19 protein-coding genes and 2 tRNA genes are annotated in these 25,363 nt (G+C 63.1%); 2 read left to right on the plus strand and 19 right to left on the minus strand.

The annotated features are described in order from the left end of the window. Nucleotides 1–384: 384 nt before the first annotated feature. The gene (locus tag ACTIFE_RS09180; RefSeq protein ID WP_439528852.1) at nucleotides 385–2,478 is read right to left on the minus strand and encodes a 3-hydroxyacyl-CoA dehydrogenase NAD-binding domain-containing protein; all 2,094 of its coding nucleotides are present in this window, start codon (nucleotides 2,476–2,478) and stop codon (nucleotides 385–387) included. Nucleotides 2,479–2,640: 162 nt separating this feature from the next. Next, nucleotides 2,641–5,376 carry a cation-transporting P-type ATPase gene (locus tag ACTIFE_RS09185; RefSeq protein WP_439528853.1) on the minus strand — a complete coding sequence of 912 codons (2,736 nt, stop codon included), beginning with the start codon at nucleotides 5,374–5,376 and terminating at the stop codon, nucleotides 2,641–2,643. Nucleotides 5,377–5,574: 198 nt separating this feature from the next. On the opposite strand from ACTIFE_RS09185, the gene ACTIFE_RS09190 reads away from it, so the two are divergent. Continuing rightward, on the plus strand, nucleotides 5,575–6,213 hold the full coding sequence (locus tag ACTIFE_RS09190) for a YitT family protein (protein WP_439528854.1): 639 nt from the start codon (nucleotides 5,575–5,577) through the stop codon (nucleotides 6,211–6,213). 118 nt (nucleotides 6,214–6,331) lie between these two features. Here the strand turns inward: ACTIFE_RS09190 and ACTIFE_RS09195 are convergent. The 13 genes from ACTIFE_RS09195 to ACTIFE_RS09255 form a co-directional block, all read right to left on the minus strand. Next, nucleotides 6,332–6,407: transfer RNA gene (locus ACTIFE_RS09195), tRNA-Phe, on the minus strand. Nucleotides 6,408–6,634: 227 nt separating this feature from the next. After that, complete coding sequence (locus ACTIFE_RS09200) at nucleotides 6,635–9,703, minus strand: FecR domain-containing protein (RefSeq protein WP_439528855.1); 3,069 nt, start codon at nucleotides 9,701–9,703, stop codon at nucleotides 6,635–6,637. Nucleotides 9,704–9,821: 118 nt separating this feature from the next. Further along, entirely contained in the window at nucleotides 9,822–11,234 is a 1,413-nt protein-coding gene (locus ACTIFE_RS09205) for a tetratricopeptide repeat protein (RefSeq protein WP_439528856.1), read from the minus strand. Nucleotides 11,235–11,479: 245 nt separating this feature from the next. Then, complete coding sequence (locus tag ACTIFE_RS09210) at nucleotides 11,480–13,093, minus strand: bifunctional metallophosphatase/5'-nucleotidase (protein WP_439528857.1); 1,614 nt, start codon at nucleotides 13,091–13,093, stop codon at nucleotides 11,480–11,482. 247 nt (nucleotides 13,094–13,340) lie between these two features. After that, nucleotides 13,341–13,562 carry a DNA gyrase inhibitor YacG gene (gene yacG / locus ACTIFE_RS09215; RefSeq protein WP_439528858.1) on the minus strand — a complete coding sequence of 74 codons (222 nt, stop codon included), beginning with the start codon at nucleotides 13,560–13,562 and terminating at the stop codon, nucleotides 13,341–13,343. Between the two features lie 8 nt (nucleotides 13,563–13,570). Further along, nucleotides 13,571–14,212 carry a Maf family nucleotide pyrophosphatase gene (locus tag ACTIFE_RS09220; RefSeq protein ID WP_439528859.1) on the minus strand — a complete coding sequence of 214 codons (642 nt, stop codon included), beginning with the start codon at nucleotides 14,210–14,212 and terminating at the stop codon, nucleotides 13,571–13,573. Between the two features lie 35 nt (nucleotides 14,213–14,247). After that, the gene (infA, locus tag ACTIFE_RS09225) at nucleotides 14,248–14,466 is read right to left on the minus strand and encodes a translation initiation factor IF-1 (RefSeq protein ID WP_106751821.1); all 219 of its coding nucleotides are present in this window, start codon (nucleotides 14,464–14,466) and stop codon (nucleotides 14,248–14,250) included. A gap of 213 nt (nucleotides 14,467–14,679) precedes the next feature. Beyond that, entirely contained in the window at nucleotides 14,680–15,132 is a 453-nt protein-coding gene (locus tag ACTIFE_RS09230) for an arsenate-mycothiol transferase ArsC (protein ID WP_106751820.1), read from the minus strand. A 5-nt stretch (nucleotides 15,133–15,137) separates the two neighbouring features. Then, nucleotides 15,138–15,641: a UPF0262 family protein gene (locus ACTIFE_RS09235; RefSeq protein ID WP_439528881.1), complete on the minus strand. Its 504-nt coding sequence runs from the start codon at nucleotides 15,639–15,641 to the stop codon at nucleotides 15,138–15,140. A gap of 81 nt (nucleotides 15,642–15,722) precedes the next feature. Next, on the minus strand, nucleotides 15,723–17,021 hold the full coding sequence (gene hisD, locus ACTIFE_RS09240) for a histidinol dehydrogenase (RefSeq protein WP_439528860.1): 1,299 nt from the start codon (nucleotides 17,019–17,021) through the stop codon (nucleotides 15,723–15,725). 77 nt (nucleotides 17,022–17,098) lie between these two features. Next, nucleotides 17,099–17,539 carry a DUF2948 family protein gene (locus tag ACTIFE_RS09245; protein WP_439528861.1) on the minus strand — a complete coding sequence of 147 codons (441 nt, stop codon included), beginning with the start codon at nucleotides 17,537–17,539 and terminating at the stop codon, nucleotides 17,099–17,101. Nucleotides 17,540–17,716: 177 nt separating this feature from the next. Then, nucleotides 17,717–19,006 (minus strand): UDP-N-acetylglucosamine 1-carboxyvinyltransferase, encoded by a 1,290-nt coding sequence (murA, locus tag ACTIFE_RS09250; protein ID WP_439528862.1) that lies wholly within the window; start codon nucleotides 19,004–19,006, stop codon nucleotides 17,717–17,719. 208 nt (nucleotides 19,007–19,214) lie between these two features. Beyond that, complete coding sequence (locus ACTIFE_RS09255; RefSeq protein ID WP_439528863.1) at nucleotides 19,215–19,442, minus strand: hypothetical protein; 228 nt, start codon at nucleotides 19,440–19,442, stop codon at nucleotides 19,215–19,217. A gap of 230 nt (nucleotides 19,443–19,672) precedes the next feature. Here ACTIFE_RS09255 and ACTIFE_RS09260 point away from each other — a divergent pair. Then, nucleotides 19,673–19,747 (plus strand) — tRNA-Thr (locus ACTIFE_RS09260). 232 nt (nucleotides 19,748–19,979) lie between these two features. On the opposite strand, the gene ACTIFE_RS09265 is transcribed toward ACTIFE_RS09260, so the two are convergent. From ACTIFE_RS09265 to ACTIFE_RS09280, 4 genes are all read right to left on the minus strand, one after another. After that, nucleotides 19,980–21,215 (minus strand): type II toxin-antitoxin system HipA family toxin, encoded by a 1,236-nt coding sequence (locus ACTIFE_RS09265; protein ID WP_439528864.1) that lies wholly within the window; start codon nucleotides 21,213–21,215, stop codon nucleotides 19,980–19,982. Further along, nucleotides 21,208–21,861 (minus strand): helix-turn-helix domain-containing protein, encoded by a 654-nt coding sequence (locus ACTIFE_RS09270; protein WP_439528865.1) that lies wholly within the window; start codon nucleotides 21,859–21,861, stop codon nucleotides 21,208–21,210. Before ACTIFE_RS09270 ends, ACTIFE_RS09265 begins: the two co-directional genes overlap by 8 nt. Before the next feature lie 573 nt (nucleotides 21,862–22,434). Next, nucleotides 22,435–23,448 carry an NAD-dependent epimerase/dehydratase family protein gene (locus ACTIFE_RS09275; RefSeq protein WP_439528866.1) on the minus strand — a complete coding sequence of 338 codons (1,014 nt, stop codon included), beginning with the start codon at nucleotides 23,446–23,448 and terminating at the stop codon, nucleotides 22,435–22,437. 171 nt (nucleotides 23,449–23,619) lie between these two features. Continuing rightward, on the minus strand, nucleotides 23,620–25,359 hold the full coding sequence (locus ACTIFE_RS09280) for a peptidase M14 (protein ID WP_439528867.1): 1,740 nt from the start codon (nucleotides 25,357–25,359) through the stop codon (nucleotides 23,620–23,622). Between the last annotated feature and the right edge of the window lie 4 nt (nucleotides 25,360–25,363).

The raw sequence follows: 25,363 nt of genomic DNA on the forward strand, positions 1-25,363 counted from the left end.
GGTTTGTGACGATTTGCCCTTATGCGCATTTCACCGGAGGCGCGGCTGGCAGCATCATACAATTCGGCGTCATCCCGGGCGAAGCGCAGCGGAGACCTGAGACCGGAGAGCCACTGCGCCCTGTGCAGCGCTGATCGGGGATCACAGGAGCAAAGTACGGGGCGCACTCCGCCTCTCTGCTCCCCTCCCCCTCGTGGGGAGGGGTAAGGGGTGGGGGGCTCGGGAGGCCGTTAGGTCGTAGGGGTCTGATGAAAGCCTAGTCAGGAAAGCAAGTATCCTGGTTTCGAGTCCCGCCCCTACCCCCAAACCCCTCCCCCACGAGGGGGAGGGGCGCTGAGAGGCCTCAATTTCCATCTGGCACCCTATGCGACTGCCCCGCGTGCCTCACCCCGCGAAGCTGCCGCCTTCTGCGGCCAGCCGCTCCAGCAGCGCCGCCGGCTTGAACTCCGCCCGGCCGCTTTGCTCGAAGCGGGCCTGCAAGCCGTCGCGGATCTTGGCAAGGCCGATGCTGCCGGCCGTGTGCATCGGGCCGCCGCGCCAGGCCGGGAAGCCGTAGCCGAAGATCCAGATCACATCGATGTCGCCGGGCCGCTGGGCGATGCCCTCTTCCAGAATGCGCGCGCCCTCGTTGATCATCGGATAGAGCAACCGCTCGACGATCTCCGCAGCAGGGATGCTGCGCCGGATGATGCCCTCGCGCGCGGCAATCGCCTTGGCGAGGTCCTCGACCTCGCTGTCGGCCAGCGGCTTGCGCTCGCCCGGCTCGTAGCGGTAGAAGCCGCGCCCGGTCTTCTGGCCGAAGCGGCCCTGTTCGCACAGGTGATCGGCGATCTCTGCCGTCTGGCCGAGCGCCTTGCGGGCGCGCCAGGAAATGTCGAGGCCGGCGAGATCCAGCATGGCAAACGGACCCATCGGGAAGCCGAAGCCGCTCCAGGCCGCGTCCACCTCGGCCGGGCTCGCGCCCTCGACCAGCAGCGCCTCCAGATCGTTGCGCTGCGCCCTGAGGATGCGGTTGCCGACGAAGCCGTTGCAGACGCCGACCACCACCGGGATCTTGCCGAGTTTGCGGCCCACCTCGACGGCGGCCAGCAGCACGTCCGGTGCCGTCTGCTGCGCCCGCACCACCTCCAGCAGCTTCATGATGTTGGCCGGCGAGAAGAAGTGCATGCCGACCACCGCCTCGGGACGCGATGTTGCCGAAGCAATCTCGTTCACGTCGAGATAGGAGGTGTTGGTCGCCAGGATCGCGTTCGGTCCGGCCAGCCGGTCGAGGTCAGCCATCAGCGTCTTCTTCACGCCCATGTCCTCGAACACTGCCTCGACGATGAGATCGACATCTGCAACGGAGGCAAGATCAAGCGAGCCGGTGATGCGCGCAAGTCGCTCGGCCTTCTCGGCCTCGCTCATCCGGCCGCGCGCGACGGTAGAGGCATAGTTCTTGTCGATGTTGCCCTGCCCGCGCGCCAGCGCCTCGGCGCTGGTCTCGATCAGGGTCACCGGATAGCCCGCATTGGCAAAGGCCATGGCAATGCCGCCGCCCATGGTGCCGGCGCCGATCACCGCAACCGAGCGCACCGGACGGGCTGCCGCATCGGCCGGCAGGCCGTCGATCTTGGCCGCCGCTTTTTCGGCGAAGAAGGCATGGCGCAGCGCCTTCGACTGGTCACCAGTCACCAGCGACAGGAATGCGGCACGCTCCGCCTTCATGCCCGCCTCGAAGTCGAGATCCAGACTGTTGCGCACGGCCGCGACGCAAGCCGCCGGGGCTTCCGCCCCGCGCGCGCCCTTCAGCACCTCGGCTGCTGCTGCCTCGAACGCGTCGCGCCCGGCCCGCGCCGCCTCCAGCCGCTCTGCGTCCCTGGAGAGCCCCACCGGCGCCACGCCGGAGGCAATCATCTGCCGCGCCAGGGTCTTGGCCGCAGCCACCACATCCTCGGCCACCTCGGTGACGATGCCGAGCCTCAGGGCTTCCACGCCGCCCACCGGCTCGCCCGAGACGATCAGCTTCACCGCTGCCGCCGGGCCAATCAGGCGTGGCAGGCGCTGGGTGCCGCCGGCACCGGGGATCAGCCCGAGCTTCACCTCCGGCAGACCCATCTTCGCGGAGGGTGCGGCGACGCGGGCGTGGGCGCCAAGCGCCACTTCCAGCCCGCCGCCCAGCGCCGGTCCGTGGATCGCGGCAACAACCGGCTTCGGGCAGGCCTCGATGGTGGCAATAACATCAGGCAGGAACGGCTCGCGCGGCGGCTTGCCGAATTCGGTGATGTCAGCTCCGGCGCAGAAGCCACGTCCGGCGCCAGTCATCACGATGCCTTTAACCGCCGGGTCGGCTGCGGCCTCCGCAAGCGCTGCGACAATTCCGGCCCTGAGCGCCGTGCTCAGCGCGTTCACGGGCGGATTGTTCAGCGTCACAAGGGTGAGATCGCCGTCGCGCGTCAGGGTCACGACTTCACTGGCAGCGCTGTGGTGCTCGGTCATCGGCGTCATCTCTCCCGGCAGAACCCTCAGCCTCACCGCAGAAGGTTTAAGTTTAAAATATTTTCTGCACGCTAGGGAGAGCCGGTTGGCCTGTCAACCGGCTGTCAACCCAGACTGCAGGACAAATTCATAAACCGACCGGACGGACAATTCCAGTAGCTGTCAGACGGATGCGCCGGAATGGTGCTCCTCCCCTTCCCGCGCAAGCTGGCTGCGTTGCGGGAGCAGCGCAAAACGGATCTGCTTCTCCAGTTCTACCAGGGTAAACAGGGCAACGCCGATGCCGACCACCAGCAGGCCATCGGCAAGCGGCACCGCCGTGGTCCCGAAGATTGCCTGCAGCGGTGGGAGATAGGTAATCGCGAACTGGGCCAGCGTGACGAGACCAATCGTCACCCAGATAACCCTGGTTCCCCGGATCGCCGTCCAGGTCAGCGAGGTGCCATGCAGGTTTCGCACATTGAACAGGTGGAACACTTCCATCGCCACTAGCGCATTGACCGCCAGCGTGCGGGCGAGGTCGACCGAATAGCCTTGCTGTATGGCATAGGTGAAGATGCCGAACACCCCAGCCAGCATCAGGCCAGAGACAAACACGATGTGCCAGACCAGGCGGCCATTGATGATCGGCTCGTGGCGTGGCCGTGGTGGCCGGGCCATGGTCCCCGCTTCGGTCGGCTCGAAGGCTAGAGCCAGCCCCAGCGTCACGGCGGTGACCAGGTTAACCCACAGCACCTGAACCGGCGTCACCGGCAGGGTCAGACCAGCCAGGATCGCCAGAACAATGGTCAGCGCTTCGCCCGTGCTGGTCGGCAGGTTCCAGGCAATCACCTTCTTGATGTTGTCATAGACGGTGCGCCCCTCGCGCACAGCCGCAACGATCGAGGCGAAGTTGTCGTCGGCAAGCACCAGTTCGGCCGCCTCGCGCGTCGCCTCGCTGCCCTTCTGCCCCATGGCGATCCCGGCATCTGCGCGCTTCAGCGCCGGGGCATCATTGACACCGTCACCGGTCATGGCCACGGTCAATCCATGCGCCTGCAGCGCCTTGACGAGGGCCAGCTTGTGTCCCGGGCTTGTGCGGGCAAACACGTCCGTCTCCAGAACCGCTGCGGCAATTTCGGCCTCAGACATGCGGTCGAGATCGGCCCCGGTCAGCACCCGTTCCGGCTGCGCCAGCCCGACCTGCCGACCAATCGCCGCCGCCGTCACCGCATGGTCGCCGGTGATCATCTTGACGGCAATGCCGGCTGCCCGGCATTCCGCAACGGCGGCCACGGCCTCCGCCCGCGGCGGATCGATCATGCCGACCAGCCCGATCAGATGGACATCATCCAACAGGTCCGCATGGTCGAGAACCGTGGCCCCGCCCAGACTGCGCCGCTGGGCCAGGGCCAGCACCCGCTCTCCACGCGCGGCAAAGGCTTCCGCCACCTGATGCCAATGAGCTGTGTCGAGCGGCATCGGCAGACCCTCAGCGGTCAGTTCCCCGGCGCAGAGCGCCAGCACAGCCTCAGGCGCCCCTTTCAGATGGATGACCGACGTCCCCTCCGGCGACCGGTTCAGCGCAGCCATATAGCGATGGCGGGCATCAAACGGGATCACCCGCATCCGGGTCCAGCCATCCTGCCGCGCCGCCGGTTCCAGTCCGGCCTTGCCGGCGAACGCCAGCAGGGCGCCTTCCATCGGATCGCCCTCGACACGCCAGACGCCATCGACCTCACGGATGGCCGCATCATTGCAAAGGGCCGCCGCTTCGGCCAGGTCATGCAGCAACGGCTGCTCCTGAACGACCGTGTCTGTGCCCCAGGCCCGGACAGCGCCTGCGGGCGCGAAGCCGTCCCCGTCAAGGCTGAACAACTCGCGGCCCACGGCGACGCTCGCCACCATCATCTCGTTGCGCGTCAGCGTACCGGTCTTGTCCGTGCAGATGACCGAGACAGCGCCCAGCGTCTCGATGGCGGGCAGGCGGCGGACAATCGCATTGCGCCGCGCCATGGCCTTCACACCAACGGCCAGCGTGATCGTCAGCACCGCCGGCAGACCTTCCGGGATCGCCGCAACCGACAGGCCGACAACAGCCATGAACAGTTCGGTAAAATCATACCTCAGGACATAAGTCCCAAAGCCGAGGATAAGCGCGGCGACTGTCAGGATGAACAGGGTCAGCCAGCGCGCGAACAGGTCCATCTGCGCCACCAGCGGTGTCGTCAGCGTCTCGACCGAAGACAGCATCCGGCTGATCCGACCAATTTCGGACTGCTTGCCCGTCGCCACCACGACGCCACCGGCCGTGCCCTGCGTCACCATCGTGCCGCTGTAGGCCATGCAATTGCGGTCACCGAGCGGTGCATCCACCGCCACCGATGCAATGCTCTTTTCAACCGGCACGGACTCGCCGGTCAGCAACGCCTCGTCGATCTGCAACCGTCCGGCCCACAGCAACCGCAGGTCCGCCGGCACCTTGTCACCGGCTTCAAGCAGCACGATGTCGCCGGGCACCAGGGTCTCGCTGGCGACGGTCTGGCGGATGCCGTCACGCATCACCGAGGCCTTTGGCGCGAGCAGATCGCGGATCGCCGCCATCGCCTGCTCCGCCTTTCCTTCCTGCAGGAAGCCGATGGCCGCATTGACCACGACAACGGCCAGGATCACGGCCGAATCGATGAAATGTCCGAGCGCCGCCGTAGTCACTGCCGAGGCGAGCAGCACGTAAATCAGGATATTGTGGAACTGGGCAAGAAACCGCCGCAGCGCCGAGCGCTGGGGCGCCTGTGGCAAGCGGTTCGGCCCCTGCTCTGCGAGCCGGCGGCTCACGTCCGCTGCCGTGAGGCCCGCCTCACCGGAGGACAGGTTTTCCAGCACAATAACCGGGGTTTCGGAATGGGCAGCAAGGGTCATTTGGCTTCCGCAACAGTTCAGCCCGGACATCGAACGCGCGGCCGAACCCTATCAGCCGGACTGTGTCAGGCAAATGTTGCAGCGCACAGCACAAACACGTATGCGGCGCCTTGGCGCTTTTCTTTTGACCCTGGACACGGTTGAAGTCGAGGTTCGGCATCAGATTTTCTGATGCCCTCCGGTCCGGACAGCAGTTGCATGAGTACGCCAAACGAACCCGCCCGCCACGGCTCGCATGAGGACGTCTTCGCTCTCGTCATGGGAACGCTGTTCGTCGCCTTCGGGATGCTCATCTGTGCCAAGGCCGAGCTTCTGACCGGCGGCCTCGCGGGCGTTGCCCTCTTGCTGCAATATGTGACCGGCACGGGGTTCTGGATCTTCTTTGCCCTCGTCAACCTGCCCTTCTTCGTCTTCGCGCCGAAGGTGCTTGGCTGGCCCTTCACCCTGCGCAGCCTGCTCGCCGTCGCCATGGTGTCCCTGCTGGCCCGGGCGATCTCGTCCTGGATCGTGATCAGCGACATCCATCCGCTGTTTGCCGCCATCATGGGCGGCGGCCTTACCGGAACCGGGCTCCTGATGCTGTTCCGCCATGGCACGGCGCTCGGCGGCTTCAACATCCTCGTGCTTTACCTGCAGAACCGGTTCGGCCTGCGCGCCGGCTACGTGCAGATGGCGCTGGACCTCAGCGTCCTTCTCGCCTCCGCCTTTGTCCTGACCCCGGCCAATCTCGCCTGGTCCGTGCTGACCGGCGTCCTCGTCAATCTGGTCCTCGCCTTCAACCACCGCCCCGGCCGCTACCAGGCAACCACGGGCGCCGGTGTGCGGCGATCAACCTGACGGAAGCCTGAAGACGGATAGCGGCCCAGACAACTCCAAAAACGTCAATATCCCCATAGGGTTACAAGACCCGTAAGGACTGATGCAGACTGACAAGGATATGTGGGGAAAAGCGAAATGGTGCCCAGAGCCGGAATCGAACCAGCGACACGCGGATTTTCAATCCGCTGCTCTACCAACTGAGCTATCTGGGCACTTTTCAAGACGCTGTCCGTGGTCGAAACCGCCGGAAGCCCGCGTCTTATAGGAGACAAATTTCTCCTTGTCCAGCACCCCGGCAAAACTTTTCAGCCTGGGGAAAACTCTTTGGCGACCTCCGTTGCCCGGGGCAATCCTTCCGTCCCATCAAAAGCTTAGGTTAAAAACCGGAACAGGCTCCCATGTCCTGTCCCAGGCCAGTTTTGGCCCTTGCCAGCAGCCCTCAGGGCTGCTGGCCGACAACGACGCCGGTGGCACTCCAGGCGCCGTCAAACGCCGAAAAGCCACCGACAACGCCTTCAACCGGGCTGTTCGGTCCCTCGACCAATGACGCACCAAAACTGCCGGTCATTGTCGCCCCATCTGTGATCGAGCCGGTCATCCGGTTCTTGTCATCCAAGATGCTTCCGGCAGCGAGTGACGAGGAGAAATCACGCCCGTCAAAATTGGAAATCTCTGCATGACCCGTCCGCGCACCAAAATCCACCGACATGCTGAAATCGCCGGCCGCCAGATACTGAGCCCCGCCATTGACCACAGATCCGACCGCATGGCCGGAATAGCTGGCGGTGCCAGTCGTCGGCATGTCGCCAGGCCCGAGAATGCGCCCCGCTGCCCATGTTCCAAGATGCACCTGGTTCAGGACGTCCGGATCTCCGGCGCTGGTGCCCGGAGTCGCGACGCTCGTGCCCCAGTAGCCCCACTCGAGGAAGGCGCAGGTGCACTTCTGGCCGGCAGCGAAGATGCCGGCATCGCCATTGGCCACCATCGTGGAGGGCAGGAAATAGCTGGTCGCCTTGGTCCCGTAGGAGGTGTTGCCGTCGTTGCCCTCGATCGTGGGCGTGCTGTAGTTGGAGTTGCTCTCCAACGCTGCATAGCGATCATCGTCGATGAACACCGACCGGCGTGGATCTTCAATGGCGGCGGATTCATCGCCGAAGCTGATGTCCATGGACATGGCCTGGTCGGTGCTGCTGTCCGGATCATCCTGATACCCGGTCTCGGTCAGCCGCATCTCAGCATTGACCGACTTGCGGGCCGCATCAAACTCGACCGACATCTCCATAGGATGCAGCGAGGTCAGCGCTGTCGCCTTCAGCCCGCCGACGCCATTGGGCTGCTGCAACACGCCGGCCGCATAGCCCGCAAGGCCTCGATCGGAGCGGGTCAGGCCGGTGCTGTCGACGGACGACTGCAGGTTGGCGATGTGCATCGAACTTGCAAACTGCTTCGGCGGCGTGATGCCTGCGGGCACCACCGCAAAGCTGTCGTGATAGGGCTCATTGCCCAGATCTGCGCTCAGGATGAAATTCTGCGCGTTGTTGCCAAAGGCATGCGCCCCGTCGGGACCAGCCACCGACCTGATCCGGCCCGAGAAATTGGCTGAGCTGTCGACGCCGGACGAACGGTAGCCGCCGCGCCGGTTCCCCTGCAGTTTCAGAGACAGCGTGTCATCGAAAACCTCGCCAGCGAACAGGCTGACCACGGATTTCTGCGCATTGCCCTGCCCGTCGATCAGGAAGGACGAGGCAAGCCCGAGCGGCCGCGTTGTTGCAGACGAGCCTGTTCCATCCAGCACGGTCAGTCCGCTGCTGCGCACACCGGCCATGAAGTCGGAGCCGAGCGCTTCTGAGGCGACCGGGTTCATGAACAGCGCCTTTGAACCGAGGATCTGGCGCGTGCCGCCGCTTTCGTCCTCACCAAAGCGGATCGCCTGCTGCATGTCGCCTTCCAGCGTATACGTCCGCAGCTTCGGCGTGCCGCTGGTCACCACCATTGACGAGAAACTCGTCGGCGTTCCGCCAAACAGGAAGCGGATATCGCCAAGATCTCCTTCAAACGTCGGCGTGGTTTCCGGCGTGTCCGCCGCCTGATAGACGAGCGCGAAGAAGTTATGCGCCCCGCGGTAATAGGCACCGCGCCCGATGTGGGTGATCGTGCCCTGTGTCGACGCATCGATCGTCGGCAGGATCGGCACGCTGTCGATTGCCAGGGCGCCGAAATGCTTGCCGCTGCTGGTGATGGCCGACAGGAAGTAATGCATCCCGCTGGACGTTGGAACCGGCACGGACATCTGCTCGCCATTGGCCGCGCCGCGCAGGATCGCGCCATCGGTCGTGGCGTCGCCGGACATCGCAGCATTGCCATTCGACTGCAGGGTGAGCGTCGCATCCTGTGTCGTGGTGCTGTTGTTGCCGAGAATGCCTTGTGCGCCCGGATTGGAGACGATCACCGATCCGCCCGGCACCTCATAAAAGCTCGAACTGCCGAACAGGACACGGGTTTGCACATCCTGCGTGATCGGCGAGGGCGTTGGGGTCGGCTCCGGTGTCGGCGTCGGGGTTGGCTCCGGGGTCGGCTCCGGCTTGGTCGGCTCGTTCGGATCCGGTGTTGGGTCGGGATCGGGGTTGGGGTTGGGAGTCGGACTTGGTCCCGGGTCCGGCGCTGGATCAGGCGCAGGATCCCGCTTCACGTCCGGCAACTTGTCGAGCTGGGCCACCTGGAGCAGTCGGGGTTCGATCTGCTCAAGCTCAGTCGCCCGCACCACCTGCGGCTTGGGCACAGGCACCGCCCGCACCACACCAAGCCCGGAGTTGACGGACTGGATGCCGGAATTGGCGACCCGGTTGTCGGTTGGCGGCTTCGGGATGCCACCATTTTGCCCGGGCCGCCCCCCCAGGGCATTCTGGATGCCGCCCAGATCGGCGCGCGTGGTGCGCCGCACCGCGCTGCCCTGGCCCCCGACCGCAATCGTGTATCCGGCCTCATAGACACGTTCGCGACTGCCGTTGCGGCCGGCGAAGGTCAGTTCCTTGCCGTAGATCAGCGAAAAGGTTGCTCCGTCGCCGCGCACATCCATGTTGGCGATGCCACCACGAATGCCGATGGTCCCGACCGGCGTCCTCACATTCACCCCGTCCGGGCCCTTGGACAGTTTGCCGCCAACGAACCGCGCCACGCCCTTTCCGAAGGAGGCCACCAGTTTCCCCGTGCCGGCCGCCGGATCGTAGACGAACTCATCAATGACCAGATCCGAGTTGGCCCCGACGGTAAAGGTCGATCCATCGACCAGCAGCACCTGGACAAGGCCGGATCCGCCGGTCTCGATGCGTTCCCTGAAGATGATGTTGTTGCCGAGGATGATCGTGCGTGTCGGGCGGCCCGGCGGTGTTCCCTGCGCCTCGCGGTTGACAGCGGCCGCAACACCGACATCCTGAGCGGCAAGCGCCGGGGTCGCGGCGCTCCCCAGCGACGTGATGGCAAGAAGAGTAGCAACAAGGCGCGTGTTCATCGGTGACACTCCCGGATCAGCGAATGTTCAACCGTCTTCGGTTGAACATCCATGAGCTGATCACCTTCTGTATGTTGGAGCAGCTTGGACGCGTTCACCTGAACGCATCCGGGATGCTCTAGAACCGCTGCATCAGCGACACCATGCCGAGGGCATTGGTGTAGTCGTTCAGATCATAGTTCGACTGCTGCCTGCGGACCTCGCCGGTCAGGGCAACGGCCGTTCCCTTGCTGCCGATCGGCACGGTCAACACCGAACGCGCCCAGGCCTCGTTGTCGCGCTGGCTGCGGTTCCGATTGATCAGCGGATCCGGCTTGGAGAAGGCCCGGCGGCTGTAGCCCGCTTCCAGGTCAATCGACCAGGGCCCGGCCTCCGCACCAAACGGCGAGGCAAAGCGATAGGTCAGACCGGCCGAGACGCCGCCTTCCAGGCTGCGTTTCCAGGCAACCTGGGCGTCCTCATAATCAAGCAACAGCGACAGCCGACCCGTAAAAGCGGCGGTGAAACGGTGATGATAGGTCGAAATCGCCCGTATGGCATAGCCGGCCCGGTCGGAGGCGGTCGGATAGCGGACCGTGTCATTGAACCAGCGCCGGCGCAGCTCAAGCCGGGTGTTGATCTCGTCCTTGCCCAACACCTGCATACCGAGCCGCACGCCAGCCCCGACCGCGCCGCTGTAGTTGGCTCCATCCAGGCGGATGCCGTTGGCGATGCCATACAGCCCAAGCCGCGCATCATCGATCCCGAACCGGGCGAGGTTCAAGGTCGGACCAAAGGTCAACTCGGCCATTTCCGTGTTGAGCCGGTCCAGTTTGCCGTAGCGCGCACCGTAGAACACGAGGTCCGCTTCCAGCGTGTCGCCCTGCAGGCCGAGATCATAGGAAAAATGCACATTGCCCGAGACGAAGCCATTGACGTCCGACCGCCCGGTCGCCGTGTCGTCGAGCAGGAAGGTGTTGCCGTTCAACTGGATGCGCCGCCCTTCGGGCGAGGCATTGGCGTTTGACTGGACCCGCACGCCGGTCGCCAGCATGCCGCTCAGCTTCGCCGGCGCTTCCTTCCTCGCAATGGCGGCGAGATACATCTCGACCCGTTCGGCCACCTGCGGCGGCACGTTGGGCGCGGTCAGGGCGCTCTCGAAATAGGTCGCGGCCACGTCCTCCGCGCCAAGGCGGAGATACAGAACTCCCAGTTCCAGTTGCACGCGCGGCAGGCCCGGCGCAAACACCAGCATCCGCTCCAGCGTGCTGATCGCCGCCTCATGGTCGCCAATACGGGCCGAGACCATGGCATACTCAAAAGCCGTGTCGAGATTGGCAGGATCGGCAAGCGAGGCCGTCAGCAGCGCTGCCTGGCGTGCCTTCAATTCAGGCGTGCCGAAGACCGCCCCTTGCGCATGCACAGGCGAAGCCTGCGGCAGGATCACAGCCGCAGCACTGAGAAGACACCAAAGGCCGACCCACCGGCCCCGACCGCAGCCGCGCCAGCCCTCTCGGCGCGCCTTGCCGGCCACTCCGTCACCGAATGCCAACACCAAACCCCACCACCTGGAAATTACTTAACTGATCGTAAATTTTGCCCTGCGGGTCAGGAATACAGGATAGCGTTCTATGAGGCAAAGGATCGTGTGCAGCGCATCGGAAATTCTGCTGACGAAATCCCGTCTACCCGCGACGGCGAGAGGTATCAAGCTCTTCGAACAAAACGAAAAAATGGCGCGCCGGAGAACCGGCACGCCATTCCAGACCCATCCGACACTTTCGGGGTCTATTCCCCTTACTTCACCTCGGTCACACGGCCGTCGGTGTAGGGCGTGTAGTCCTTCGCGCCCGCGATGAACTCGGCCACAACCTCTTCAAGGCCCGGACCGTAGTCATAAGCGTTGATCCCGGCCTTGGCGAAAACGCCATACCCGTCACCGCCGCCCCGCATGTAGTTGTTGGTGGCAACGCCGTAGATCTTTTCCGGATCCAGCGGCTTCCAGTTGCCATCTTCCATCACTTCAACAGTGATGATGCGGCCTTCGCCAGCCGGCTTTGCTCGGGTCCACTTGTAGCGCAGGCCCGAGACCTGCGGGAACCGGCCAGCGCCTTCCTCGACCTTCGACACGCCATTCTCAAGGGCAGCGATCACATCGGAACCCTTGAGCTGGAAGGTCGCCAGGCTGTTCTGGAACGGCAGAACCGTCAGCACTTCGCCCATGGTGACTTCGCCTGCGTCAATCGACGTGCGCAAGCCGCCGCCGTTCTGGATTGCGATCTGGATACCCTGGCCCTTGACCCGCTCCAGCATGGCATCGGCGACGAGGTTGCCCATCTGGCACTCGCCAGCCCGGCACGTGTCACGTGAGCCGTCGATGGCTGCAGCGGACGTGCCGATCACCTTGGCGCGGACTTCTTCCAGCGGCTTGGCCAGTTCGGCAACGCGAGCCACGACGGCCGCATCCGGTTCGACGCTGTTGTCGAGCAGGATCGGCTCGCCCTTGGCGGAGATCAGGTTGCCGGCATCGTCAAAGGTCAGTTCGACTTCGCCGACATACTTGCTGTAGGCATAGGCCTGGACGATCGGAACGTCCTTGCCGGCCGGGTTGGTGACCAGGGTCGGATAGGGACCTGCGGCCTTGTCATTGGTGTTGGACAGCAGCGTATGCGAGTGACCACCGACGATGGCATCGATACCGGCGACGCTTGCAGCGATTTCCTTGTCGCGCGGCAGGCCGACGTGTGTCAGAGCGATGATCTTGTTGATGCCGGCCAGTTCGAAGGCGTCGACGACGCCTTTGAGATAGTCCTCAGACTTGATGAAACGAACGCCCTTGCCCGGCGAAGACGTCTCGCCGGTATCTTCAGCCAGGGTCGAGACGATCGCCAGTTTCTCCCCACCAACGTCGAGCACCACGGCACCCGGAACACGGCCCTTCAGCAGCGGCTCGCCGGCAACATCGATGTTGCCCGAGATCACCGGGAACTTGACCAGATCGAGGAAGTCGGCGAGGCCCTTCGGACCATCATCGAACTCGTGGTTGCCGACGGCCATCACATCATAGCCGATGAGGTTCATGAACTCGGCCGAGTCCTTGCCCTTGTAGGTGGTGTAGAACAGCGAGCCCTGGAACTGGTCACCAGCGTCGAGCACGATCACGTTCTTGCCCTCGGCCGCCAGAGCCTTCCGGCGCTCGTCGATCTTGGCCTTTACGCGGGCAACGCCGCCAAAGCATTCGCCCTTCTGGTCCTCTTCCGCGCTGCAGCCCGAATCGAATTTATTGATCTGTTCGATGCGGCTATGCAGGTCGTTCGTATGCAGGATCGTTACGGAATAATCTGCCAGCGCAGCCCCGCCCATCGCCAGCGCGGCGAAAAGGGCAGTGGCACCGAGAAGCATGTTCTTCATGATCGCCTCGCCAAAAAACACGGACCTTGAAGTCCTGTTACACTCATGGGGCGTAGCACAGCACTGCGACGCTTTTGTTGCTGCGTCATCTTGGTGGCACCCGCACGGCGCGTGCAAGTTCGTGGCCACACGCGCCGACCAGCCTCAGCCAGTTGCGGTTGGCCTATTCAAAAGCGGAAAAATTTTCAGGACAAGTGAAATTTTGCAAGCCGGCTAATAAATTTCCGCCCCTTGCGCAACGCCAGCCTCAGCTCTGGTCGTCGCCTTCCGACAGATCATCGAACTCGACAACAGGAATACCGTAGCCGCCCGAGAGCCAGCGATTGAGGTCCACTTTGGCGCAACGGTCGCTGCAGAAGGGATGGTCTGCCGGCGTGGACATTTTCGCGCAGACCGGACATGGCCGCAGCCGACGCGCTGGCCCCTCGCCGGCTTTGCCTTGTCCGCCGATGTTGTTGCTGTCGCTCACGGATCCCCTCACGCAGGCAGGTGCAGAGGATCGCGCCAGAGCGTCCGGACATCGATGCCGGCCGAAGACAGGAGGCTCATCGTCTCGTAGAGCGGCAGGCCAACCACGTTTGGATAGGACCCGACCAGCTTGACGACGAAGGCCCCGGCCAGGCCCTGGATGGCATAGCCACCCGCCTTGCCCCGCCATTCACCGGACGCCAGATAGTCATCGCCTTCCTGACGCGACAACTTCTTGAAGCGCACGCGCGTCTCGACGATCTTGTGGCGGAGCCCACCTCCCGGCAAGGCCACGGCAAGGCCAGTATAGACACGATGGCCGCGCCCGGACAGCAAGCCGAGACAAGCCTCGGCCTGGTCGATCGTCTCGGCCTTCGGCAGGATGCGGCGGCCGACGGCAACCACGGTGTCAGCCGCCAGGACGACGCAGGGCGCCAGATCGGCCTGCCCGTCCGCCTGGTCCCGAACGGCTTTCGCCTTCAGGCGGGCAAGACGAACGGCCAGCGCCCGCGGGGTTTCCCCGCGCTGCGGCGTTTCATCGAGGTCGGCAGGGATCAGGTGGCGCGGGTCGATGCCGATCTGCTGCAGCAACGCCAAGCGGCGCGGCGAGGCAGAGGCCAGGATCAGCGGAACTTGTGCGGCATCGCTCATGTTGATCTTGATCGTCCCCGCTGCCGGAATACCGCTTACTTGAAGCGGTAGGTAATGCGGCCCTTGGTCAGGTCGTACGGGGTCATCTCGACGAGAACCCGGTCACCGGCCAGCACGCGGATGCGGTTCTTGCGCATGCGGCCAGCAGTGTGGGCGATGATCTCGTGGTCGTTTTCGAGTTTCACGCGAAAGGTCGCGTTGGGCAGCAGTTCAGTGACTACGCCCGGAAACTCCAGAATTTCTTCCTTGGCCATATGGTATCCCGGTCAAACCGTTCTTGAAAGTGCGCGGAACCTAACGGATCGCGCCTCGAATGTGAACAACGCAATTTCCGCGCAGGAGCGCTTTTCTCACCCGAAGCGGAAACAGAGGTTCGTCTTGCAAAAGCCCGCAGCACACAAGGGCTAACGCGCGAAGGCCAACCATCACAGGCCGGCAGCATGAACCTTTACAGGATGCGGTACATATCACCCACTGGGGGGCGGCGTCCAGCCCAGCCGCTTCTTGATCCGCATCAGCAGTTGATCGCGCACAGAACGATAGGAATTCAGGATCTGCTCGCGGCTGCCGGTGGCCAGCGTCGGATCCATCGTCGGCCAGTATTCGACATCGACCGCTTCGGTCCGGGTCAATTCCAGCGCCTTGTGATGGGCCTCCGGCGCCAGGGTGATGACAAGGTCAAAGCCGGACTCGTCGAGGTCCTCGAAGGTTTTCGGCTGATGCTTGCTGGTATCCATGCCGAGTTCGGCCATGACCTGGTCAACAAAGGGGTCACGGTCGCCGCGCTTCACGCCGGCTGACTTGATATAGACCCGCCCCGGGAAGAGCGCACTGGCAATCGCGGCGGCCATGGGAGAGCGCACTGCGTTCATCCCGCAGGCGAACAGGACCGCAGTCGGACGTTTGCCCGGCTCGGTCATGCCCCTCAGCCTTTCCAGTGCAGGGCGTAGACCAGGGTAAACAGGCGGCGGGCCGTCAGCAGGTCGAGATTGATCTTGCCCTCCAGCCGCTCCATCAGGATCGCCGAGCCCTCGTTGTGCACGCCGCGACGTCCCATGTCGATGGCCTCGATCTGGCTCGGCGTCGCATGCCGGATCGCCTGATAGTAGCTTTCGCAGATCATGTCGTAGTCACGCACGATCTTGCGCAGCGGCGTCAGGGACAACACGTGAACCGCCACCTGCTGCCCCGCATCGCTGCTGATCTCGAACACCAGCTTCTTCTCGATGACAGACAGGCGCAGGATGTAGCGTCCCGGCTCCTGCCCGACCGGATGGAAACTGTTCTCCTCGATCAGGTCATAGATCGCGACCGCCCGGTCATGCTCGATGTCAGGAGACGCGCGCGAGATGGAGTTTTCATCAAGGATCACATCGATCAGCCGGCTTGCCGCCTCGCCGCTGCCCGCAGGGTCCGACGGGACGGCCATGCTGCCCTGGCCATCCATCAGCGTTCCTTCGTTTGACCCCATCCGCCCGGTCCGTTTTCTCTTGCCGGCTGCGCTGTCGCCTCAGCCAAGGTTCAGTCTGATCGAGACGGAGCGCGCATGTGCGCCAAGTCCTTCCGCCTCGCCGAGTGCAATCGCCGCAGGCCCGAGCGCCTTCAGGTTTTGCGCGTTGCACCTAAGGATCGACGTCCGCTTGACAAAGTCAAGCACCGACAGGCCCGACGAGAAGCGTGCCGAGCGCGCCGTGGGCAACACATGGTTTGAGCCGCCGACATAATCGCCGATGGCTTCAGGCGTGTGATGGCCCATGAAGACCGCCCCGGCGTTGCGCACGCCCTTCAGGAGTGCTTCCGGATCGGCCACCGCCAGTTCCAGATGCTCCGGCGCAATGCGGTTGACCAGCGGCAGTGCCTCCTCAAGCGTGCGCACCGTGATCACCGCGCCATAGTCGCGCCAGCTCGCGCCAGCCACGTCGCCGCGCGGCAAGGTGCGCAGCTGCCGCTCCACGGCCTGCTCGACTGCATCGGCAAGCTGCGGATCGGTGGTGATCAGGATCGACTGCGCTGCCGGATCATGTTCGGCCTGGGCCAAAAGGTCTGCTGCCAGCCAGTCCGGATTGTTTTCCCCGTCGGCCACGATCAGCACTTCCGACGGGCCGGCGATCATGTCGATGCCGACCGTGCCGAACACACGCCGCTTGGCCGCCGCCACGAAGGCATTGCCCGGACCGACGATCTTGGCGACCGGGGCGATGCTGTCCGTGCCATAGGCGAGCGCTGCCACCGCCTGCGCCCCGCCAATCCGGTAGATCTCGGTAACGCCCGCCACCTTGGCTGCGGCCAGCACCAGCGGATTGAGGACCCCGTCCGGGCTCGGCACCACCATGGCGATGCGCTCCACACCGGCCACCTTCGCCGGCACCGCATTCATCAGTACGGAACTCGGATAGCTGGCAAGCCCGCCCGGCACATAGATCCCGACCGCCTCGACAGCCGTCCAGATCGACCCCAGCTCGACCCCGATGGCGTCCGTGTAGCGGTCATCCTTCGGCATCTGGCGCGCGTGATGGGAATGGATCCGGTCGCGGGCAAGCGTCAGCGCTGCCAGGGTTTCGGCGTCCACCGAGGCCATAGCCACTTCGATTTCCGCTTCGGTCACCGTCAGTTCGGCAATTGATGCGGCCTGCAGACGGTCAAAGCGGTTGGTGTAGTCGATCACGGCGGCATCGCCGCGCTGGCGCACATCCTCAATGATGTCGCGCACGATCTGGTCGACGTCCTCGGAGACTTCCCGCTTCCCAGCGAGCAGCGCGCGGAAGCGGGTTTCGAAATCATCAGCCTCGATGGAAAGACGGATCGGCACAGGTCATCTCCCTTGTCGCCGGCGATCACGCAGCCTCGCCAGCGGCCCCCTTGGGCCTTTTCGGTTTTGTAACTGGATCAGTCGAGCGGATGCTGCGGCCGATGCGCGGTGCCCCAGGCGGGCCCGAGATCGGTCAGCTGTGCCTCGATGCACTCCACCGTCAGCGCGATCGTTCCGCCACCGGAAAACGACAGAATGACCTCGCCTTCCGGCCCCTCGCCGGCCTGATGGAACTGCACGGCCAGCAAGGACAGCACGGCATCCTTCACCGTCTGGCGGATCCCGGCTGCTTTCATGGCGCTGACACGGGAAAAGGCAAGGGCCGCGCGCCGGCGCTCATGCGCCCCGCTGCGCGGATCAACCGGTCGGTCCCAGACAAACCGGTTCATCACGAACACCGCCTTGCCCTCCTGGGGCAGGAAGCGGATGTCGCCGACAAGCAACACCGAGTCCTGCACATGGGCGGACACGATGGCAAGGTCGTCCTGATCGAGAGCGGCGAGTTTCACGAGATCCATCGGTCGTCGCAAGGTCCCTGCGGCCCGTGTCCGGACCTGTCACATGCTGCCTGTTCAGCCCGGCGTATCGATCGGCAGGCGATCACGCCCGCCCCAGAACACGCCGTTCCCGCGATTGCCTAACCGGTCCTGCCCGATTTGACAATTGGCCAGACGGCACAGCCGGCTTTTTGGGCGTCAGTGCGAGATGCGCTCGATCACCGCGCCGCAGCGGCTGAGCTTTTCTTCCAGCCGCTCGAAACCACGGTCGAGGTGATAGACGCGGCTGACATTCGTCTCGCCTTCTGCGGCAAGGCCGGCGATCACCAGCGACACGGAGGCGCGCAGGTCCGTTGCCATCACCGGAGCGCCGCGCAGTGTGCTGACACCGTCGACAATCGCGGTGTGCCCGTCGATGCGGATGCGGGCGCCGAGGCGGGCCAGTTCCTGCACATGCATGAAACGGTTCTCGAAGATCGTCTCGGTGATACGGCTCTGGCCGCCCGCGCGCGTCATCAGCGCCATGAACTGGGCCTGCAGGTCGGTCGGGAAGCCGGGGAACGGTTCCGTCGTGATGTCGACCGGGGCAATGCCATTGCCATTGCGGTAGACCCGCAACCCGCCGTCGACCTCGGTGATCTCCGCGCCGGTCTGGCGCAGCACGTCGAGGGCGCTCTCGAACAGGTCCGCGCGGGCGTTTTCCAGCACCACGTCGCCGCCGGTCATGGCAACCGCCATGGCATAGGTGCCCGCCTCGATGCGGTCCGGGATCACCGCATGGCGATGGCCATGCAGGCGGTCAACGCCCTGGATGCGGATCACCGACGTGCCCGCGCCCTCGATCTTCGCGCCCATGCCAATGAGGCAGTTAGCAAGGTCGACCACTTCCGGCTCACGCGCCGCATTGACGAGTTCGGTTTCGCCCTTGGCGAGCGTCGCCGCCATCATCAGCGTGTGCGTCGCGCCGACCGAGACCTTCGGGAACTCGATGCGCGCGCCGACCAAGCCCTTCGGCGCATTGACGACGACGTAGCCGGCCTCAATGTCGATGGAGGCGCCGAGCTTAGTCAGGCCTTCGATGAAGAAATCGACCGGACGCGTGCCGATCGCGCAGCCGCCGGGCAGCGACACGCGGGCGCGGCGTTCGCGCGCCACCAGCGGGCCGATCACCCAGAAGCTCGCGCGCATCTTCGAGACGAGTTCATAGGGCGCGGTGGTGTCCACGATGGTGCGGGCGGTCAGATGCAACGTCTGGCCCTTCAGGTCATCCTGGCCGACGCGCTTGCCGTCGACGGAATAGTCAACGCCATGGTTCGACAGGATGTGGTTGAGCTGGGCGACATCGCGCAGGCGCGGCACGTTGCCGAGCGTCAGGGTCTCGTCGCTGAGCAGCGAGGCGATCATCAGCGGCAGGGTGGCGTTCTTGGCGCCGGAAATCGGAATGACGCCGTTCAACTGAGAACCGCCGACGATCTTGATGCTGTCCATGGATCCACCTGGCTGCGGCCGCAAACGGCCCTGAAATTGATTTGTTCCCTTGCGCGAGCCGCGTCTACACCCGGAGTTTGGCGCACGCAAGGCAGTGGCGCTGCGCCAGCCGCCGCGATTTATCCCGCGTCCGTTGCAGCACGTCAGAGCGTCGGCATTCGTCACCTCAAAAGCCGGACGGCCGCGTTATCCACAGCCTTGCCGGCCATCAGGGCGTGTCAACACCCTCCGGGGCCGGCACAAGCCCGTCGACGGCGGGATCCCCAGCGTCATCCCCGTCCCGATCCGCCCGCAGGCGCGCGGCAACCTTGCGGCGCTTCAGGTTCTGGCGCAGGGCCTCGGCAAGGCGCGCCTCCCGGCTGCCCGGCTTTGCCGGCAGCTTGGAAGTGCCGCCGTTTGCACCAGCATTTCTGCCCTGATTTCCGCTCTGCTTCATGTTCTTGTCCATGCCACAAGACCTACCCCAGGCAAGCCCCCCGCGCAAAGCCCGGCACCCCCGCCGGGCCAGCCTGTCCACAGGCGGCTTACAATTTCCCACTTACAGGCGCTTGCCATCCCCGAACAACTGTGGCACAAGCCCGCTCGTTCGCAGCGACAACACGCAGCGGACACGAGTGGCAGTGATTGCCCCTCACCGGCAGGCCCCCCGGCCAACACGCCGAAGATGCTGTGGTAGCTCAGTGGTAGAGCACTCCCTTGGTAAGGGAGAGGTCGAGAGTTCAATCCTCTCTCACAGCACCATTCCAAAAATATCTCCCAGTATATTGATATTTCAGGTGAAATCTCCTCAGTGGGGATGCCGTCAGGGTCAAGCCTCCATCGCAATCCTCGATGTTTCGCGTCGCTTCATGACGTGACCATGCAGTGAACAAACGTCATCATCCGTACAAAGTTCGTTCAGGCGCATTCACTGTTTGTTCAGGTCACGATGCCCTCAGCTATGGAGACTGGAAATGACACCACAGCAGGCAACTCAGCACTCCATAGGCAGGGTCAACGTCGCAAGATGGGCATCGACGGCCGTGATCACATCTTCGCTCAAAGCCAGGTTCGTTTTCTCTTTTGCCCAGACCTCCTGAAAGGCAGCAACTGTTTCTTTGGCTGTGTCCATGACAAGCTTTTCTGGCAGCTTGGCCTTTGATGCCAATACGGCAAGCTCTTTCAGCGTGAGCTCGGCCATCACGTTCGTGGTGGCATATTTCAAGGCCGCTGTTTTGCTTGGCAGATACGGGATCGTTGCAAGCAGATCGTAGGCCGGTGCGATGCTCGGTGTCTTCCGGTCATAATAGATCAGCGACCAGTTTTTCAGGTGCATGTCGTCATTGCCGATAAGCGTCGAATACACCAAACGCCGGATATATTCTGCGATATCACCTTGAGTGGTTTCAATCCCCAACACCAATGCGATATTTCTGTAGCTTGCTTGATCGTATTTCTGAGACGGGTAGCGCCCGAAAACCTGCGCAAAATCTTCGATATGCACAGGGCCATCGTCACTTCGGTCGAAGCGTTTGATAGCGAAGGCTTTCTCGCCCCGTAATCTTCCAAGCCCATCCGGAAGACCGCCAATACTCTTGAGATCAATCAGTTCGATCTCAGGCACATCAATCCCGATCTGCTTTGCGATGGTCATGAACGAAAATTCGTTCTCGGGAACGCCTTCGAACCTGTCTGCCGGAAGCTTTACGATCCACTCCCCGCCGATCCCTTTAGCGGGTATCGTCAAGCCACCATTCTTGCCTGCTTTGCGCAAAGCAGAAAATTTCAGTTGAACACCAGCAAGAGAGAAGCGAAGGGCTTGTTCTTTGCGCGCTTCTTTCTCCTCGGGAGTTGTCTCGTCGCCATCATCTGGCAGCCCCTCCCCGTCGTCAGGCAACACGGTGACCGCACCAGGCAAGTCCTGGCCTAGTGCCCATAGGAGATAAAGCTCTCTGGCAGGCTTCACACCGGCTTGCTGTGCCAGATAGTCCCGCAGTGTGCCTTCCGGTAACAGGTTTGAAAAGAACGGCAGCAGGCTTGGCCCCGTCGAGGCGAACCTCGTCAGCAGTTCGCCAAGGGGGTTCTTGAAAGACAAGCTCAGCGTGTCGCGGCTTTTGTCGGCGATATAGGCTTCATCGAATGAAAAGATCGAACGGTCACCCGGCAGCAGGTTGAGTGTGCCGATTTTTCTGCCGTGAAGAAGGATGTTGAGTGAGGATATATCAGTCATCGTCATCCTCCAACGAATAAGCTGGACGCTCTAGAAGGTCAGCCTGTTCATGACGATGAACAAGACTATTGCGGAGTTCTCGTAAATTTTTGCCAACGCGGTCCAGCTTTCTGATCAAATTTTCTGTCTCTGAAGAATTTTCGTTGAAATCTCCGTCAAATCTGAACTGTTGGGATGGAATATTTATTTGCAAAATGGGAGATATAGCTTTCTCTAGTCGAACATAAGCGTCCGCGTCATAGTTGACGGCTTGTAGCCCTTTTAGAGCGCGATCAATTTGCTCAAACACTTTGATGGAATTGGCGGGCACGTCAGCAACGTTTCGGAGGTGATCGAGAGCCTTTTGAGCATTGAGGATATTACTCAAAGCGGGAGCGGTACGATCTCGCGGAATCCCAGCGACGACACTTTCGACGGCAGGAAGAGCCCTTTTGGGCACCAACTTGACTTCCAAATCAAGTGCGCGAGCAATCTGGATCAAGCTGGAGAGCTTGATATCTACGCCGCCCTTTTCGATTTTAGAGATATGGCTTTGCGGCACGCCAATAAGCTCGCCAAAGCTGGTTTGGCTTAGGCCCTTGGCTTTGCGGGCATTCTTGATTTCCTCTATGATCTCCAAATTCTCTGTCATCATATATTCTCGCATATAATTCTCCGAAATTATACGCCGAGACATATTATTGTCAATGAATTTGAAGAAATTAATATGTCAAAGCATATGAATAGATCATTTTATATATTGAAACATATTACATTTAGGCATGGTCTCATTTGGAGCATTGTTAAATCAGCTCATTGGAAGCCCTTTGGTCAGGTTTTCAGACCTAGGCGAAGGTCCGCATCAGGAGTTCGGTCCCGATGCCAATGCCCGCTCTAAAAATTAAACCCACGCAATTCATTCTGTTGTTCCGGTCATCTTGCCTGCTCCTGCTGACCTGCTACTGGACTGTCATCCAGCAGCGATTAGAGCCTTGGCAGATTTCACGCCTTGTGGCGCGCTTGTCGAAAGGGGTGATCGTCGGAACTGGTCAGGGTTGTGCTGCGTACAATCGTTTGCTTTGAAATTGGCAACATAGGCGGAAGACTGCGGAAGCCTTGCCGCAATCAAAACAGAACCAGATCCTGTGCGCACTCTGGTCATCGGCAAGAGCTGCCATTTCTCACCGACATACAAAACAAGCCACAGCCGGCCGGCAGAGCGCCAGTCCTGCTGCTTCACTCACCCCCCATAATACCCCCGATACCACTCCACGAACCGCGCCACACCCTCCTCAACCGTCGTCGCCGGGCTGAAGCCGGTGAGGTGTTCGAGGAGGCTGGTGTCGGCCCAGGTGGCGGGAACATCGCCCGGCTGCATCGGCAACAGGTTGCGGATCGCCGTGCGGCCCGTGGCGGCCTCGATGGCGGCGATGTAGTCGGTGAGCTGCACCGGCGCCGAATTGCCGATGTTGACGATACGCCAGGGCGCGACCGGCGACAGGCTGTCGCCCTCCGGCACGCCCTCGCCGTCCAGGGGGCGCTGCGGCACCGCGTCGATCAGGAGCCTTATGCCCAGGACCAGATCCTCGACATAGGTGAAGTCACGGCGCATGTCGCCGTGATTGTAGACGTCGATCGGCTCGCCGGCGAGGATCGCCTTGGTGAACTTGAACAGCGCCATATCCGGCCGGCCCCAGGGGCCATAGACCGTGAAGAAGCGGAACAGCGTCGTCGGCAGGCCATAGAGATGGGCATAGGAATGGCTCATCCCCTCGCAGGCCTTCTTCGTTGCTGCGTAGAAGGACATCTGGTGGTCGGCCTTGGCCGTCTCGACATAGGGCATCGTCGTGTTTGCGCCATAGGCCGACGAGGTCGAGGCGATCAAGAGGTGCTGCGGCGGGGTCGCCCTTGCCGCTTCCAGCAGCTCGAACGTGCCGGCAATGTTGCTGTCGAGATAGGAGCGTGGCGCCTCGATCGAATAGCGCACGCCCGCCTGCGCCGCCAGGTGGATCACCACATCCGGCTTCTCGCGGGCGAGGAGATCCACCAGATAGCCCGGCGTCTCGACCCGCTCGTTGAGGGCGCGGAAATTCGGGCTCTGCAGCAGCATCTGGTGCCGCCGTTCCTTCAGCCGCACGTCATAGTAATCGGTCATGGCATCGAGGCCAATCACCTCGAACCCGTCCGCAATCAGCCGCTTGCACAGAAAATAGCCGATGAATCCGGCCGACCCGGTAACCAGTGCCTTGCGCAAGGGGAGCCTCTCCTACCCGTCCGAACCGACTGCCGAACCTGTGCCCGTGCTTAGCACTCACCCGCCGATGGTCCAAGCCCCGACATCGGACGCAAGTCATCGCACGCGCTCTGAAGCCGGTAACCTGCGCGGATGATTTCCTGCGAGCCGACCCCGTCCCGCAGACGCCTTTCACCCCACGCCAAGTCCGGTGACGATCTCCTGCCAGGCATCATAGGCGGCGAGCACCGTTTCCATCTGCGCCGTGTGGCCGGTGCGGAAGGCTGGGCCGTAGATGGTCTCGTCGGGGTACTCGGTGATCAGGGTCACCGGCACCGTGTGCCGGTCATCCAGCGAGCACAGGCACGGAAAGCCGTTGATCATGCGGAAGCCGGTTTCCCCGGCATGCGCCTCGTACAGCGCAATCTGCCGGCTGTTCTCGCCAACCAGCCCCGGGATCGCCGCCAGATGGCGCGTCACCTTGTCGAGCAAGGCCTCGGACGCCGCTTCCCAACCGGGCAGATGGCGCAGGATGAGGAAAAACCCTTTCGGCAAGGTCCACATGGCGAAATTGCGCGGCACATAGCCGGACAAAGGCCGGGTCCACTCGTGCGACGGATAGCCGTGCAGGTTCACATGCAGTCCCGCCCCGCTCAGCGCTTCCGCCTTGAGGCGGATTTCCTTTTCAAGGAGGTTCGGCCCCGAGTTCTCGCGCGTGCGGTATTCCAGGTCGTCGCCCAGCGCCGTATAGCGCGCGGCGTGGTGCATGTGACGCGGATTGCCGAGGCGCAGCCGCTGGTGCAGCGCATAGCCGTCCGGGTTTTCCAGCGGCGACAGGCTGAAATGCGCGCCTTCCCGTCTCGCCAGCCGCCGTGCGGCCCGCAGCGCACCGACGACGCCAGTCGTCTCGTTGGCATGCTGCCCGGCGCTGATCATCACCGGCGCTGCCGTTCCCGCGACATAGGTCGCACGCACCGTTCGGCCTGACCGGGTGCTTGCCTCGAATGCAACACCGCCATGGCCTGCCAGTTCTTCGGTCACCTGCGCAACGGCCAGAGGCGTCTCCGCCCGGTCCAGATCCTGGCGTGGGTCGTCCATATGGCCGGTCGACAGGGCCTTGAGTTCAATCCGCAGGGAGGACCGCGCCGCACCGCCCGTCACAGCCGGAACGATCTGCCCCGGCTTCAGCCCCCGGTCGCCAAGCGGACGCCCCGAGCGCTTCTGGAAGACCTCCAGCAGCGAGAAATACAGGTCCTCATGCAGGGCTTCAGCCAGGCTGATCACCTCGTCGCCGACAGCCATCGGCGCATCTTTCGCCGGGATCGAAGCCGCAATATGCAGTTCCTCGAAATAGGGCTCCTGCGTGCCCCAGGGGGCGGACTTCACGGTGGCGATCGCCGTCTCGAACAACTGCTCGAAGTCCGTCTCGATCCGCTCCCCCTCTCCCTCGCCGGATCGCCGGATCCAGCCGGTCGGCGACAGGCTCGTCTCGCCGGCCGCGTCCGTGTGCGGCCGGTTCGGGGCAAGCACGGCCAGGGTCTCACGTGTCCCGTCCGCCCGCGTCAGCACCACATCATACTGCAGGCCCGCGCCGGATTTCGGTACGAACCGCAGCGGAATGTCGCCGGTCATCGCGGCCAGCGGATAGGCTTCCAGGCGGAACCGGTTGTCGGGCGCGGCCGGATGCACCGGATAGTGCAGCTCGATTGCCGTGACATCGGCGAGATCGATTTCTTCCAGAAAGGCATGCACCAGCGGCTTGTAGGCACTGCGGATGCGGGCGGTGATGCCCTTCTGCTTCAGCAGCGCTTCGCAGTCCTCGCGGCTGCGGCGGTCATCGAAGCTCCACACCTCCAGCGTCTCGCCAGGGCGGGCAAGACCGGCGATCTGGTCCAGCGTGCGGGCAAAGCTGCGGTCGACAAGCACGGTCATCGGA

Source organism: Pannonibacter sp. (genome assembly GCF_051860505.1).
GTDB lineage: Bacteria > Pseudomonadota > Alphaproteobacteria > Rhizobiales > Stappiaceae > Pannonibacter.